General features: G+C 65.7%; 14 protein-coding genes. 5 read left to right on the top strand and 9 right to left on the bottom strand.

Going from position 1 to position 13501, the window contains the following annotated elements:
• The first annotated feature begins 87 nt into the window (after positions 1-87).
• The 4 genes from ABIB35_RS04075 (at position 88) to ABIB35_RS04060 (ending at position 2889) form a co-directional block, all read left to right on the top strand.
• On the top strand, positions 88-981 hold the full coding sequence (locus ABIB35_RS04075; RefSeq protein ID WP_354179124.1) for an arginase family protein: 894 nt from the start codon (positions 88-90) through the stop codon (positions 979-981).
• 150 nt (positions 982-1131) lie between these two features.
• Positions 1132-1797 carry an SDR family oxidoreductase gene (locus ABIB35_RS04070; RefSeq protein ID WP_354179122.1) on the top strand — a complete coding sequence of 222 codons (666 nt, stop codon included), beginning with the start codon at positions 1132-1134 and terminating at the stop codon, positions 1795-1797.
• On the top strand, positions 1794-2105 hold the full coding sequence (locus ABIB35_RS04065) for a putative quinol monooxygenase (RefSeq protein ID WP_354179121.1): 312 nt from the start codon (positions 1794-1796) through the stop codon (positions 2103-2105). The genes ABIB35_RS04070 and ABIB35_RS04065 overlap by 4 nt, the downstream gene beginning before the upstream one ends.
• A gap of 226 nt (positions 2106-2331) precedes the next feature.
• Positions 2332-2889, top strand: a complete 558-nt coding sequence (locus tag ABIB35_RS04060) for a hypothetical protein (RefSeq protein WP_354179119.1) — start codon at positions 2332-2334, stop codon at positions 2887-2889.
• 36 nt (positions 2890-2925) lie between these two features.
• Here the strand turns inward: ABIB35_RS04060 and ABIB35_RS04055 are convergent, their stop codons facing one another.
• Positions 2926-4344: a cryptochrome/photolyase family protein gene (locus tag ABIB35_RS04055; protein ID WP_502915723.1), complete on the bottom strand. Its 1419-nt coding sequence runs from the start codon at positions 4342-4344 to the stop codon at positions 2926-2928.
• Between the two features lie 194 nt (positions 4345-4538).
• The gene (locus tag ABIB35_RS04050; RefSeq protein ID WP_354179118.1) at positions 4539-5078 is read right to left on the bottom strand and encodes an MFS transporter; all 540 of its coding nucleotides are present in this window, start codon (positions 5076-5078) and stop codon (positions 4539-4541) included.
• A gap of 457 nt (positions 5079-5535) precedes the next feature.
• On the opposite strand from ABIB35_RS04050, the gene ABIB35_RS04045 reads away from it, so the two are divergent.
• The gene (locus tag ABIB35_RS04045; protein WP_354179116.1) at positions 5536-5826 is read left to right on the top strand and encodes a hypothetical protein; all 291 of its coding nucleotides are present in this window, start codon (positions 5536-5538) and stop codon (positions 5824-5826) included.
• Positions 5827-5837: 11 nt separating this feature from the next.
• Here the strand turns inward: ABIB35_RS04045 and ABIB35_RS04040 are convergent, their stop codons facing one another.
• The 7 genes from ABIB35_RS04040 to ABIB35_RS04010 all read right to left on the bottom strand — a co-directional run bounded on the left by ABIB35_RS04040 (position 5838) and on the right by ABIB35_RS04010 (position 13501).
• Positions 5838-6371: a MarR family winged helix-turn-helix transcriptional regulator gene (locus ABIB35_RS04040; RefSeq protein ID WP_354179115.1), complete on the bottom strand. Its 534-nt coding sequence runs from the start codon at positions 6369-6371 to the stop codon at positions 5838-5840.
• Positions 6368-8095 carry an AMP-binding protein gene (locus tag ABIB35_RS04035; RefSeq protein WP_354179114.1) on the bottom strand — a complete coding sequence of 576 codons (1728 nt, stop codon included), beginning with the start codon at positions 8093-8095 and terminating at the stop codon, positions 6368-6370. The genes ABIB35_RS04040 and ABIB35_RS04035 overlap by 4 nt, the downstream gene beginning before the upstream one ends.
• Complete coding sequence (locus tag ABIB35_RS04030; protein WP_354179112.1) at positions 8092-9003, bottom strand: enoyl-CoA hydratase/isomerase family protein; 912 nt, start codon at positions 9001-9003, stop codon at positions 8092-8094. Before ABIB35_RS04030 ends, ABIB35_RS04035 begins: the two co-directional genes overlap by 4 nt.
• 3 nt (positions 9004-9006) lie before the next feature.
• The gene (locus ABIB35_RS04025) at positions 9007-10530 is read right to left on the bottom strand and encodes an aldehyde dehydrogenase family protein (RefSeq protein WP_502915722.1); all 1524 of its coding nucleotides are present in this window, start codon (positions 10528-10530) and stop codon (positions 9007-9009) included.
• Positions 10531-10593: 63 nt separating this feature from the next.
• On the bottom strand, positions 10594-11370 hold the full coding sequence (locus tag ABIB35_RS04020) for an enoyl-CoA hydratase (protein WP_354179110.1): 777 nt from the start codon (positions 11368-11370) through the stop codon (positions 10594-10596).
• On the bottom strand, positions 11367-12389 hold the full coding sequence (gene mmsB / locus ABIB35_RS04015; RefSeq protein WP_354179108.1) for a 3-hydroxyisobutyrate dehydrogenase: 1023 nt from the start codon (positions 12387-12389) through the stop codon (positions 11367-11369). The genes ABIB35_RS04020 and mmsB overlap by 4 nt, the downstream gene beginning before the upstream one ends.
• The gene (locus tag ABIB35_RS04010; RefSeq protein WP_354179106.1) at positions 12386-13501 is read right to left on the bottom strand and encodes an enoyl-CoA hydratase/isomerase family protein; all 1116 of its coding nucleotides are present in this window, start codon (positions 13499-13501) and stop codon (positions 12386-12388) included. Before ABIB35_RS04010 ends, mmsB begins: the two co-directional genes overlap by 4 nt.

Here is a 13501-nt window from a genome sequence, read left to right as displayed (position 1 = left end):
GGTTTGTCGGCTGCCAATTTGCCGTGCAGCCGCCCGCCGCTGTCCTTAGCCCTTATCGGGCCCGCTGCTGCGGCGTAAATTGGGGCCATGAGCCAGACCTCCCCCTCCGGTCCCGGCGCGCTGCGCCTAATTTTTCCGCAATGGCAGGGTGCCTCCGGCCCCTCCACCCACCAGCTGCATCCGGGAGTCGATGCGCACGACACCCAGCTTTCGTTCAATCTGGGACCGGCGCTCCTGGAACTGCTGTCCCCGGATCATGACGGCCCCACCGCCCATGTGCCGGTGAGCACCGATACCAGTGATGAGGCGCTGGCCACGGTGGACGGCATCTATGCCCGGGGCGCCGTGGTGCGCCAGCTGACCGCCGCGCTGACGATCCTGCGGGACGCCGCGCCGGAGTCGGTGGTCACCTTTGGCGGGGAGTGCTCCGTGAGCGTGGCTCCCTTCAGCCACCTTGCCTCCGTCTACGGAGAGGACCTTGCGGTCCTGTGGATCGACGCCCATCCCGACACCAGTGTCCCGGGCGATTCCTACACCGGGTTCCATTCCATGGCTTTAGCCACCCTCGCGGGAGAGGGCGACGCCGGAATCATCGCGGAGCTGCCGGCGCTGATTTCGCCGTCGAAAATCCTGCAGGTGGGACTGCGGCAGTGGGATGACGAAGGCATCGCCGTCAAGGAGCGGCTCGGCATCAAGAGTGTGGGCATTATGGACACCTCCGAGGACAGCCGCCGGGTGCTGGACTGGATTGCCGGTACGGGGGCAACCCAACTGGCGGTTCATATTGATCTGGACATCCTGGACCGCCGCGACTTCACCAATTCCGTGGGTACGAACACGGACGGCATGCGAATGTCCGAACTGGTGCGGCTGATAGCCGATGTGTCCACCGTGGCCAATATCGCCGGACTCAGCCTGACCGAGCACCTCCCGGTGGAGCTAATGCGGCTCGGCGGACTGCTGCGGAACCTTCCGATCTAAGCGGACCCTCCCCGTCCGCGGACCATCCCCGTTTTATTCCCGCTGACACCCTATTTGGGGGATGCTCTGCCATCAGCGGAACAAGTGTGCACGCCAACCATCAGCGTGCTTATGGTGGCAGGGACACTGATCCCCACGAAAGGACTCACCATGTCACGTATTGCCATTATCGGAGGCCACGGCAAAGTCGCCCTTCATCTGGCCAGGGACCTCACGGCCAACGGCCACCAGGTCAAGTCGCTGTTCCGCAATCCGGACCACACTGCCGACGTCGAAGCCACCGGAGCTGCCGCCGTCGTCGCCGACGTCGAGAATCTCTCCACCGAGGAAATCGCGCAGAAACTTGCCGGTCAGGACGCTGTTGTCTGGTCTGCCGGCGCGGGCGGCGGAACGGCGGAGCGCACCTATGCAGTGGACCGTGACGCCGCCATCCGTTCAATGGATGCAGCCAAGGCTGCCGGTGTTCCCCGCTACGTCATGGTGTCCTATTTTGGTGCCGGCCCCCACCACGGTGTCCCTGAGGACGACGGGTTCTTCGCGTATGCCGAGGCCAAGGCCGCTGCCGACGAGTACCTGTGCAGCAGCGGACTGGACTGGACCATTCTTGGTCCCAGCGCGCTGACCATGGAACCGGGCACCGGAAAGATTGAAACCGGTCCCGGCGTGGAGGGCACCCAGGTCTCCCGTGAAGATGTGGCCCTGGTTGCCGCCGCCGTGCTGGACCGTCCCGCCACCATCGGGCAGACTATCGAATTTAACAACGGTTCGGTTCCGGTCGACGCCGCCCTTGATGCTTTGAAGGAGCAGAAGTCATGAGTCTTGTTGTAGTTGCCACCATGGTGCCGAAGCCCGAGTCCCGGGATGAAGTCATTGCGGCTTTGGAAGAAGTGATCCCCCGCGTGCACGCTGAAGATGCCGGCTGCGAGGTGTACAGCCTCAATGAGGGACGTGACCGGCTGGTCATGATCGAAAAGTGGGCCACCCCCGAAGACCTGCAGGCCCATTCGGCGAGCCCGGCGTTCAAGGCCCTGACCGCAGCCCTAGACGGCAAGCTCTCCGGAGAGATGGATGTTCAGGTGCTCCAGCCGCATCCGGCCGGCACTCCCGGCCAGGGGCAGGTCTAGAACCCGGAGCCGCCAACCGGCTACCGGTGCGGTTGGCGGCTCTTCCGGTGCATCGTGGCTGACTCGTTCGGCGGTGGACATCCGGTCTTCAGCCTGCATCTCTGTGTGATCAACACCTTCTGTCAGTCCACCCGCCCGGACCGGTAAAATTGGTGGCAGAAGCAGCGGCAGCCACCGGCGAATCGTCCATCTTTTTCGCCCGGATTCGTAGGAAAGTCAGGAGTCATTGGACCTCACCACCACACTGCGCCGCATTGACTGCGGCGAGCCCTCGGAGCACGGTGCAACAACGTACGTTCTGCACACGGCCGCCGGAACGTTTAATACTCAACCGGACAACATCCGGCCCCGTTCCCTCGCTCTCGCAGTGCCTGTGAGTTCCGATCTTCCCGCCCGGCCCCGCCTCACGCTGGTCCTCGACGACGAACGGAGGGTGGTGGACTGGCGACCTGCCGCTAATGATGAGCAGCAGCAGCCGGGAGAAGTGTCGGTTCAGGGTGTGGAGTGGGACGGACACTTCGGCCTGGCTGTGGACTATTACGACACTGCCGCCGCTGCCGCGGCCGCACCGGACACCCGCTGGGCAGTCGTCCGCAGCGGCCCCGACCGCAGGTTCGTCATCGGTCCAACCGCCGACTATGCCGCAGCTTTCCGCGCGGCCCTCAACCACAACCTCTCCGAAGAATACCGCGCTGAGACGTTCGATGACCGGTACATAGTCATTCAAGCCGGCCTCGCCGAGTGGGCCTGTTACGCCGCAGAAGGTCCGCGCGCTGACAGCTGAGTTCGAAGCCCCTTCATCGCCGCGCTGTGCAGCTGCTCAGCGAATGCTCTCGTACCCCTCAAGCGCGTGCCGGCGCGACTGCCGCAAATCCACCAGCGGCTCGGGATAGGCGGGAGTCAGTGCCTCCGGCACCCAGCGCGAGACATACTCACCGTCGGGATCAAAGCGCTTCGCCTGTGTCTGCGGATTGAAGATCCGGAAGAACGGTGCTGCGTCCGCGCCGGAGCCGGCGACCCACTGCCAGTTGGCGGGATTGCTCGCGGGGTCTGCGTCCACCAGAGTCTCCCAGAACCATTCCTCGCCCGCCCGCCAATGGATGCCCAGGTTCTTGATCAGGAAACTGGCGGCGACCATCCGCACCCGGTTGTGCATCCAGCCAGTTCTCCAAAGCTGCCGCTGGCCGGCGTCGACCAGCGGAATCCCTGTTCTTCCGGCCTTCCAAGCATCGAGGGCGGACAGGTCACCCGGCCGGGATTCCGACGGCGCCTGCGCATCTTTCCCGCGCAGGATCGCCGGGGTCAGAGGTCCGGCGCCCTCCGGATGGTCCCAGGGAAACCCGTCGAAGGCAGGCCGCAGGTTCCTGGTAGCCAGATCCGGGTTGTGAAAGAGCTGGTGCCAGCAGAACTCACGCCAGCCGATTTCGGTGCCGAACACATCCGGCCCCGGCCCGTTTCCGCGGACGCGGGACAGGGCGTGCCACACCTGGAACGGACTCACATGCCCCCATCGCAGGTACGGGGAGAGCCTGCTGGTTCCGGGCTTCGCCGGGCGGTCCCGGCCGTCGTCGTAATTCTGCACCGGGCCGGCTAGGAAGTCGCTGAGGGCGGACAGGCCGGCTTCCTCGCCCGGGGTCCAGGCTTCCGCCAACCCTGCGGACCAGTCCGGATGCAGCGGCAGCAGGTTCCAGTCCTCCAGGTCCTCCCCGGCGGGGATGCCGTCCGGCGGGGCATCGGCCCTGTCCGGAACCGAAAGAGGCGCCCGGAAATCCATTGCGGAGACCGTGCGCCAGAAGGGAGTGAAGACCCGGTACGGTCCGCCGCCGCCCGTACGCACAGTCCAGGGTTCGTGCAGCAGCGAAGCCTGAAAGCTCTCAGCCTGCACATCCGCGCCCGCCGCCCACTCCTTGACCGCTGTGTCCACAACCCGCTCCGGCCCGCCGTAGCGCCGATTCCAGAAGACGCGCTCCGCGCCCGTTTCCTGCGCGAACGCGGGAACGACGCCGCCCGCCGGCCCCCGCAGCAGCACCAGCTCAATGCCCAGGGCATCAAGGTCTTCCCGCAGGGTCTTCAGTGCGTGGTGCAGCCACCACTTCGCGGCGGCACCGAGCGGCCGGATACCCGGTGATTCCTCATCCAGAACATAGAGGGCTACCGCGTCGCCGTCGTGGGCTGCGGCCAGCAGGGCAGGATTGTCCGCTGTGCGCAGATCGTCGCGGAGCCAGACGATGGAGACCACGGGCAGGTCCTTTCCTTGGGTATGACGAGCCTACCCGGCCACGGCCGGATGGCCCCTGCCGCACAGAACGGCCGCCGTTGCGGCCACGCCGGAAGCAGACCCTCGAAGGCATTCCGGCTTCCACTCCCTTAGAGTCCACACCACGAGTTCGCGGCTGAATCGGGCCCTCCGGGCTAAACCTCGGTGGTGGACTGTCAGTGCGTAGACTGTTTACCCGTCAGCACTCCGGCCAGCAAGACAACAAGCAATCCACCCAGCGGCATGACCAGCAGGCCGTACCGGAGTTCTGATGCGTCCGCGACCGCGCCGATCTCAGGCGGGGATACCAGGAAGCCAACGCGCATCAGCCAGCTGACGATGGTCAGACCGGCACCGGCCTTGAAACCGGGCAGCTCGTCCGCTGCGTGCATCGCCGCCGGGATCAGTGTTGCCACCCCCAGTCCGGCCAGGCCGAATCCGATGATTGTCGACGCGATGCCGGGCACCAGGAGAGCTGCGGACATGCCGAGCATAACAATGAGGCCGCCCAGGCGGGCGATCAGGCGCTGGCCGAACCGATCTATGAGGCGGTCGCCGAGGAGCCGGCCAATAAGCTGCATGCCCTGCAGAGCAATGAACCCGAGGGAGATGTCAGCTTCCACCGGTTCGGGTCCGGCAAGAAGCAGGCGGTAGATGCCGGCCGCGGCAGCACTGAAAACTATTCCGCTAATGCCGAGATGAAGAGTGCGGGCCATGCCAAGTTCGGCCGCCAGCGCACCCAAGGCACCTCCGGCAACCGCTCCGACGCTCCACAGCGTGAAATGAGTTGAGGATCGACCGCTTGTACAGTCTCTGCACCCGGAGCCCGTGGGAATTCTGGGCGACATCGGTGATGGAGTCCATCGCCCCTGCGACGAACAGTCCCCCGGCCAGCGCCAACCGGCATTGGCCGGTTGCCGCCATGAAGATCCCGATGGCTGCCGCGGCGGTTCCGATGACCGCGACCCTTGCGGATCCCAAGCGGCGGATGAGCACCCCCGCCGAGAAGCCCCAAGAGCAATGCGCCCAGCGGGTAAGCCGCTACAGCAGCACCAAAGGCAGCATTTGTCAGACCGAGAGTTTCCTTGATCTCCGGATATCTCGGCAGGATGCCTGCTAGCGTGGCATCGAGTTACACTGTTTGCACTTGCGAGGAAGTGAAGTGCCCGGCCCATGCCTATCAGCGAACCACCGGAGCTCATTCCACCTCGCGCACAAAAACCTGTCACCACTTGGGTCCTCATGATATGTGCCCTGATATCACTTCTTTTAATCCCCGACTGGACCGGCTCGGGGCGCATTAGACCTTTATGGCTCTTTGGTATTCCGGTTGGCATGGGATTAATGGGTGCAGTTTTTGCAGCACATTCCGGGCGCTTCGGATGGGCTATGCTTTCAGCTTTCTGGGGCTTCTTTCTGGCTCAGGGCCTGATCGCTGGAATTACGCTCATCGATGGCCCCTGACCCGATATGGTTCACCCGGATTGATCAGCGCGCTCCTGAAAGTCTCCGGCGGATCGACGAAAGCGCGTGAGGATTTCCGTCAGCGCCGTGAGGTCCTCCGAGCCAAAACCCGGCCGGGAAAACACCTCAGCGTTCAGGGCAGCAGCTGCGACGGGCACCAGCTTCCTGCCGGCCGGAGTGATCTCCACCAGAACGGTCCGCCCGTCGGAAGGATGCGGTCGCCGTTCGGCCAGTCCCGCCTGTTCCAGCCGGTCCACGGCGTTGGTGACCGACGTCGGATGCACCTGCAGCCGGGCGCCCGCCTTGGCCATGGGCAGCGCCCCGGTGGCGGTGAAACCGAGGAGGGCTAAAAGTTCAAAACGGGAGAAGGTCAGGCCAAACGGCTTGAGAACACTTTCCACCCGGGTGAACAGGATCTGTGACGTCCGCATGACGGCTGTCACAGCAGCCATGCCGTCCGCCGCGTCCCCCCAGCCGTGTTCCTCCCAGTGCCGCCGCGCCTGCTCGATGGGATCCTGCGCCAGGGGCTTGGAGGACGCCGTCACCCCCGGAGCTCCGGAAACTCGTCATCCCGGTATTCGACGCCGGACCGCACCGCACCGCCGTCGTTCTCCAGAGCCCGCAGCTGGACCCGGCGGATCTTTCCGGACATCGTCTTGGGCAGCTCATGGAATTCCAGCCGCCGCACCCGCAGGTAGGGAGCCAAATGTTCACGGGCATACGCCAGGATCGACAGGGCAGTTTCCCGGTTGGGCTCCCATCCCTCGGCCAGCGCCACATAGGCCTTGGGCACCGCCAGGCGAAGCTCATCGGGGGCGGGAACGACGGCGGCCTCGGCCACCGCCGGATGTTCAATCAGCACGCTCTCCAATTCAAACGGACTGATCTTGTAATCGGAGGCCTTGAACACGTCATCGGTGCGGCCAACATAGGTGATGTAGCCGCCGGGGTTTCGGACCGCCATGTCGCCGGTGTGAAAATAGCCGCCGTCCATGACTGTCCGGGTGCGCTCCGGATCACCCCGATAGCCGGTCATCAGGTTCAGCGGTGTTCCGGCGAGGTCCAGGCAAATTTCTCCTTCATCGGCGGGCTCTCCGGTCGCCGGATCGATGATGACCACCGGAACTCCGGGCAGCGGGCGGCCCATGGAACCCGGATGCAGGTCGGCTCCCGGAGTGTTCCCCACCAGAGCCGTGGTTTCGGTCTGGCCGAACCCGTCCCGGATGGACAGCCCCCAAGCCGCCTGGACCTTGGAAATCACTTCCGGATTCAACGGTTCACCGGCACCAATCAGCTCCCGCAGCGCACCCGGCCGCTCCCCCAAGCTGGACTGGATCATCATCCGCCACACCGTCGGCGGTGCGCACAGGCTCGTCACCCCTGCCCGGTGCATCTGCTCCAGCAGGGCCTGAGGGCAGAAGCGCGCGTAGTTGTAGATGAAGATGGTGGCTTCCGCGTTCCACGGAGCAAAGAAGCTGCTCCAGGCATGCTTGGCCCAGCCCGGCGAGCTGATGTTCAGGTGCACGTCCCCGGGCTGCAATCCCAGGAAATACATGGTGGACAGGTGCCCCACCGGATAAGACACCTGCGTGTGCTCCACCAGTTTTGGCCGGCTGGTGGTCCCCGACGTGAAATAGAACAGCAGCGGATCGCCGGCGTCGGTAACGGTATCCAGCTGGACCGGATCCGCCGAGTAGGCCTGGTGGTAGTCCAGCCAGCCGCCACTTTGCAGACGGTCCGCGCCGCCGTCAAAAATGCCCCCGCCAACCAGAATCTTCCCGTAGTCCCCGTTAATGCCGTCGAACTTTGCGGCATCGGCGGCATTGGCGATGACCCAGCGCGCGCCTCCGCGGCTCATCCGGTCCACGAGGTCCGCACTGGCCGCCGCGGAGGCGGTGGGCATGATCACGGCGCCAAGCTTCATGGCCCCGAGCATGCTCTCCCAGAGTTCCACCTGGTTGCCGAGCATCAGCATGACCGGGTCCCCCCGGCGCACTCCCTGCTCCGAGAGCCAGGCGGCAACCTGGTCGGAGCGGCGGACCATGTCATCAAAGCTGTACTTCTGCTCCGATCCGTCCTCTTCCACAATCCACAGGGCGCAGGCGGAGTTGCCGCGGGCCATGGCATCGAACCAGTCCACCGCCCAGTTGAACTGACCTTGAAGCCGGGGCCAGGCAAAGGACTCCACAGCCAACTCATAGCTGCCGGACAGGGCGAGCAGCTCGTCCCGTGCGGCCCGGAACAAAGTGGTGGCGCTGTTCTGGTTCATCGTCCCTCTTCCGTAGGCTCTCTACTGTCAGTTGCGCTGCCGGCTGTGGTCCCTAACGGGGTCCCGCCCGGTCCCGTCCAGGTGAAGACCGGTTCCTCCTTGGCCAGGAACGCCCGAACGCCGATGACGGGATCCGGTGCCGCGGCCATCTCCTGCTGCCAGCGGTTGCTGGCCTGCTCCAGTGCTGCGCTCCCGCCAGCGCCGCCCGCACCGCCCGCGCCGACGGCCGCCATAATATCCACCAGTTCCTTCATGGCCTGCAGCGAGAGCTGGGAGCGGCCGGCCAGGCGGTGCGCAAAGGAGGCGACGTCGGTCCAGAAGTCGGCCTGCGGAATAACCCGCTCCACCAGACCCAGCCGCAGCGCCTGTTCGGCGGGAACAAAGTCGCCGCTGAACAGCAGGTATTTGGCGGCGCCGGGGCCCGCGAGCCGGACCAGCCGCTCAATCCCGGACAGCGGATAGACAATGCCGATCTTCGCCGGCGTGATGCCAAAAACGGCGCGGTCCGAGGCCAGCCGGAAATCACACGCTCCTGCCACCTGCCACGCTCCGCCCAGACAGTAGCCGTCCACGGCGGCAATCACCGGTTTGGGGAACTCCGCAATGGCCTCCTCCCCCGCCGTGACGTCACCGCCGTCGTGCAGTCCGTTCTCCGGATTGTGCAGGATGACCGACAGATCGGAGATGTCCGCTCCGGCCGAGAAGTCCTCGCCGTCACCGCGGATGATCACCACCTTGACGGCGGGATCCTCCGCCAGCGGAGCGAGTACGACCGCGAACTGGCGCCACATGCGCGCGGTCAGGGTGTTGCGGCGGCAGGGGTTGGACAACGTTAGCGTTGCCACGGGACCGTTCCGGGTGAGGCGCAGGGTGCCTTCGCTCATCGATTCCCCCGCCTGTTCACTCATCCCTCAGCCGCGCAGCTTGACGTTGATCTGCTTGGTCTGGGTAAACCCGGCCAGCATGCCCTCCAGCGACACCTCGCGGCCGATGCCGCTCTGCTTGTAGCCGCCGTAGGACTGGCCCACCACCTGACCGCCGCCCTGGTTGACCTGCACCCAGCCGGCGTCCACCCGATGGGCGGTGTTCAGCGCGTTGTCCAAGTTGTGCGACCAGACGTAGGCGGCCAGTCCGTAATGCGAGTCGTTGGCCATGCGGATGACGTCTTCGGTGTCGCGCCACGGAATGGCGACGAGCACGGGCCCAAAGATTTCCTCCTGTGCCAGGCGGAAGTCGTTCCGTCCGCCGCCAAACACGGTGGGCAGGTGGAAGTAGCCCTCGGTCAGCGGACCCTCCTCCGGAACATTGCCGCCCAGGAGCGTCTTCATGGAGCTGCGGCCGTCATCAAGGTAGCCGCTGATGGAGGAGAACTGGCTGTTGTTGATGATGGCCCCCATGTCCGTGGCCTCATCCAGGGGATTGCCCACCACCAGGGCGCCCAGCTTAACGGTGAGACGCTCGAGGACCTCGTCATAAATGTCCTCGTGCAGGAACAGCCGGGACCCGGCCGTGCAGCTCTGGCCCTGCCGGGTGAAGCGCGACGCCAGCAGCAGGCCGTCAATCAGGTCCTCGTCCACGGCATCCGGAAAGACGATCGACGGGTTCTTTCCTCCCAGTTCCAGGGAGACATGGGCCAGCCGCTCTCCGGCGGTGCGGGCAACGCCGCGGCCCACCTCGGTGGAACCGGTGAAGGAAACCTTGTCCACGCCGGGATGCTCCGCCAGTGCCGCGCCGATGATGCTTCCGCGCCCGGTCAGGGCGTTGACCGTCCCGGCCGGCAGGTGCCGTGCGCAGATCTCGGCGAGCAGCAGGATGGTGAGCGGGGCGTCGTCGGCCGCTTTGAGGATCACGGTGTTGCCGGCTGCCAGTGCCGCGGGGAGCTTGAAACCGGCAATCATCAGCGGCGAGTTCCACGGCAGGATGCAGGCCACCACGCCCAGCGGTTCCAGCCGCGTGTACTGCAGCTGACCGTCGCCGGCCGGCAGGGTTACGCCCTTAACCTCCCCGGCAATGCCTGCGAAGTAGCGGAACAGCGCCACGAGCGTCGTGACCTCCGGACGGGCCTGGGTGCGCAGGGCGTTGCCGGTGTCCAGGGCCGTCAGGCGGGCAAAGTCCTCCGCCCGCTCCTCAATGTCGTCCGCGATCAGGGCCAGCGCCCGCGCCCGGACGGTGAAGTGGAGGCTGCGCCAGCCGGGGAACGCTTCGCGCGCAGCACTCACCGCACGGTCCACATCCTCGGGGCCTGCGGCCGGAACCCGCGCAATCACGGTTTCCCGCCTGGCAGGGTTCATCACGTCCCGCCACTGCCCTGAGGCTGCGTGAACCGGTTCCCCGCCGATCCACATGGGCTGGTCGACGCCGGCCAGAAAGGAGCTGTCATCGGAAGTGCCGTTGGTTCCGGCCACCGGTTCCGACGGGATGTTGAGCTGGGTCATGCTGCCTCGTCTCGAGTGGGATTCTGCGGTGAGTTCCTGGCGCTGGTGGTCTGGCGGGGCTGATCAGCGGTGCTTGAAGTCCGGCTTGCGCTTCTCGATGAATGCGGCCATGCCTTCCTTCTGGTCTTCCAGGGCGAAGACGGAGTGGAACACCCGGCGCTCGAAGCGGATACCGGAATCCAGGGTCGTTTCAAACGCGGCGTTCACCAGCTCCTTGCCAAGCATGGCCACCGGCGCGGACATGGAGGCGATGGTTTCCGCAGTGGTGCGGGCGTCGTCGAGCAGGTCAGCGGCAGGCACCACGCGGGAGACCAGGCCGGCCCGCTCGGCTTCCTCAGCATCGATGATCCGGCCGGTGAGGATCATTTCCATGGCCTTGGCCTTGCCCACCGCGCGGGTCAGGCGCTGCGAGCCGCCAATGCCGGGGATCACGCCGAGCCTGATTTCCGGCTGGCCAAACGTGGCGGTGTCCGCGGCGATGATGAAGTCGCACAGCAGCGCCAGTTCGCAGCCTCCGCCCAGGGCATGGCCGGCGACGGCGGCGATCACCGGGGTGCGCACGGCTGCGAGGGCGTCCCAACCGCGGAACCAGTTCCCCAGATACATGTCCATGTAGGTCTTTTCGGACATTTCCTTGATGTCCGCGCCGGCGGCAAACGCCCGTTCGGATCCGGTGATAACAACGGCGCCGATGTCCGGATCATTGTCCAGCTCCGTCGCCGCCGACACCACGTCCTGCATCATCCCGAAGTTCAGTGCGTTCAGTGCCTTGGGCCGGTTCAGGGTAATGATGCCCACCCGTCCACTGCGCTCCAGGAGGATGTTCTTGTACTCGCTCATACTGCTCCGCTCTGTCCTGCCGACTGCTGCCCGGCAGTGTTGCTGTTGTCATAGGTGCTGCTGTTGTTGTCACCGGGACCGCCGTCCGTGGCGGCACGGATGGTGTTGATGACGGCCGAAAAATCTTCTCCTCCGCCGCCGGCATCTGTGAGCTCCCGGAAGATCTCCCCGGCCCGCCGGCCGAGGTCGGCACGGACACCGGTGGAGTCCAGTGCATCGGCGGCCAGGCCCAGATCCTTGGCCATCAGGGCCGCGGCGAATCCGGGCCGGTATTCCCGGTTGGCGGGGCTGGCCGGCACCGGACCGGGAACCGGACAGTTGGTGGTCAGCGCCCAGCATTGGCCGGACGCTGCCGAAGCCACATCAAAAAGGGCCTGGTGGGTCAGGCCGAGTTCCTCGCCCAGGACAAACGCTTCGCTGACGGCAATCATGGACACGCCAAGGATCATGTTGTTGCAGATCTTGGCGGCCTGGCCGGCTCCGGGCCCGCCGCAGTGCACCACGCGCCCGCCCATCACCTCGAGCAGGGGCAGCGCCGCGGCAAAGTCCTCCTCCGCTCCGCCCACCATGAAGGTCAGGGTTCCCGCTTCGGCGCCCACCACACCGCCGGACACCGGTGCGTCCAGGCCGCGGTGACCGGTCTCCAGCATCAGTGCGTGGGCCGTGGTGGCGTCCTCTACGGAAATGGTCGAGCACTCCAGAAACAGGGCATCGGGGGCCGCTGCCGCGAGGAGGCCCCGCGTGTCTCCGTCTCCTGAGAGTGCGTTGAGCACATGCGTTCCGGTGGGCAGCATGGTGATCACGACGCCGGCTCCGGACACCGCTTCGTGGGCCGCGGCCGCCATCCGGATACCCGCGGCAGCGGCTTTGTCCGCGGCGGCGGGCACCGGGTCATAGCCGGTGACGGAATAGCCCGCGGCCACCAGGTTGGCGGCCATGGGACCGCCCATGTTGCCGAGCCCGATGAAACCAATCTGCAGGTGCTGCTCCTGTCTTTGCGTGTTCCGGTCGGCTGTCATCGCTGCTCCTGACTGATCAAATGACCGTCGTTTCCCGCGGGCTGCCGGTTCTCCCACAGCTGATGCCGACCGTTCAGCGGCGCAAAATAGGAATCGACGTCTGCCTGCCGCACCTCCTCCAGCGTGGCCGGTGTCCACTGTGGGGTCCGGTCCTTGTCGATGACCTGCGCCCGGACACCCTCGGCGAAGTCCGGTGCGGTCAGGGCATGCAGAGAGACGCGGTATTCCTGTGCCAGCACGCTCGGCAGGTCTGGAAGTTCCCGGGCCCGGCGCAGCGACGCCAGCGTCACCTTGAGCGCAGACGGGGACTTGGCCAGTACGACGGCGGCTGCTGCGTGCGCGTCCTTGGCCTCCGACCGGAGCAGCGCGTCAATGATGGTCTCAACGTCGTCGTGTGCGTAGCAGTCATCGATCCAGTCCCGGGCTGCGGCAAGGGGCGCGGCGGGTGGCTCCTGCGCGAATTCCTGCAGGACTTCCTCCACCTGCCTCTTCTCCAGTGCCGCCGCCAGCTCACCAAGCCGGGAGCTGTCCACATAGACGTCGGCCAGCCCCAGGAGCAGGGCGTCGGCTCCCGTCATGGTTCCTGCGGTAAGGGCTGCGTGCGTGCCCAGCTCACCCGGTGCCCGGGAGAGCAGGTAGGTGCCTCCGACGTCGGGTATGAAACCGATTCCCGTTTCCGGCATGCCCACCTTTGTGCGTTCGGTGACGACCCGGTGCCGTGCATGTGCCGAGAGGCCCACACCGCCGCCCAGCACAATACCGTCCATCAGTGCCACATATGGTTTCGGATAACTGCTGATCCGGGCGTTGAGTTCGTACTCCTCGGCCCAGAATCGGGCCGACTCCGCACCGCCGTTGCCGGCATCGCGGTAGATGGCCACAATGTCACCGCCGGCACACAAGCCGCGCTCTCCGGCGCCGGAGAGCAGGACGGTGGCCACGCCGTCGTCGTGCTCCCACTCATCCAGGGCCCCGCTGATCAGGGAAACCATGGTGGCCGTGAGCGCGTTGATTGCCCTGGGCCGGTTCAGGATGATGTGTCCCAGGTGTCCGCTGCGTTCGAGGCGGACCTCGGGTTCAGGGTTTTCCTTGAGTTCAGAAGTTTCGCTCAT

It is taken from the genome of Arthrobacter sp. UYP6 (assembly GCF_040547315.1).
Taxonomy (GTDB): Bacteria; Actinomycetota; Actinomycetes; order Actinomycetales; family Micrococcaceae; genus Arthrobacter_B.
The sequence above is the reverse complement of the archived record's forward strand: the minus strand, read 5'-3'. Positions and strand labels throughout refer to the sequence as shown.

Bases quoted from the DNA above. Each gene is read 5' to 3' on its own strand.
- ABIB35_RS04075 (WP_354179124.1), top strand. From the start codon at position 88: ATGAGCCAGACCTCCCCCTCCGGTCCCGGCGCGCTGCGCCTAATTTTT.
- ABIB35_RS04070 (WP_354179122.1), top strand. From the start codon at position 1,132: ATGTCACGTATTGCCATTATCGGAGGCCACGGCAAAGTCGCCCTTCAT.
- ABIB35_RS04065 (WP_354179121.1), top strand. From the start codon at position 1,794: ATGAGTCTTGTTGTAGTTGCCACCATGGTGCCGAAGCCCGAGTCCCGG.
- ABIB35_RS04050 (WP_354179118.1), bottom strand. From the start codon at position 5,078: ATGGCCCGCACTCTTCATCTCGGCATTAGCGGAATAGTTTTCAGTGCT.
- ABIB35_RS04045 (WP_354179116.1), top strand. From the start codon at position 5,536: ATGCCTATCAGCGAACCACCGGAGCTCATTCCACCTCGCGCACAAAAA.
- ABIB35_RS04035 (WP_354179114.1), bottom strand. From the start codon at position 8,095: ATGAACCAGAACAGCGCCACCACTTTGTTCCGGGCCGCACGGGACGAG.
- ABIB35_RS04030 (WP_354179112.1), bottom strand. From the start codon at position 9,003: ATGAGTGAACAGGCGGGGGAATCGATGAGCGAAGGCACCCTGCGCCTC.
- ABIB35_RS04025 (WP_502915722.1), bottom strand. From the start codon at position 10,530: ATGACCCAGCTCAACATCCCGTCGGAACCGGTGGCCGGAACCAACGGC.
- ABIB35_RS04020 (WP_354179110.1), bottom strand. From the start codon at position 11,370: ATGAGCGAGTACAAGAACATCCTCCTGGAGCGCAGTGGACGGGTGGGC.
- mmsB (WP_354179108.1), bottom strand. From the start codon at position 12,389: ATGACAGCCGACCGGAACACGCAAAGACAGGAGCAGCACCTGCAGATT.
- ABIB35_RS04010 (WP_354179106.1), bottom strand. From the start codon at position 13,501: ATGAGCGAAACTTCTGAACTCAAGGAAAACCCTGAACCCGAGGTCCGC.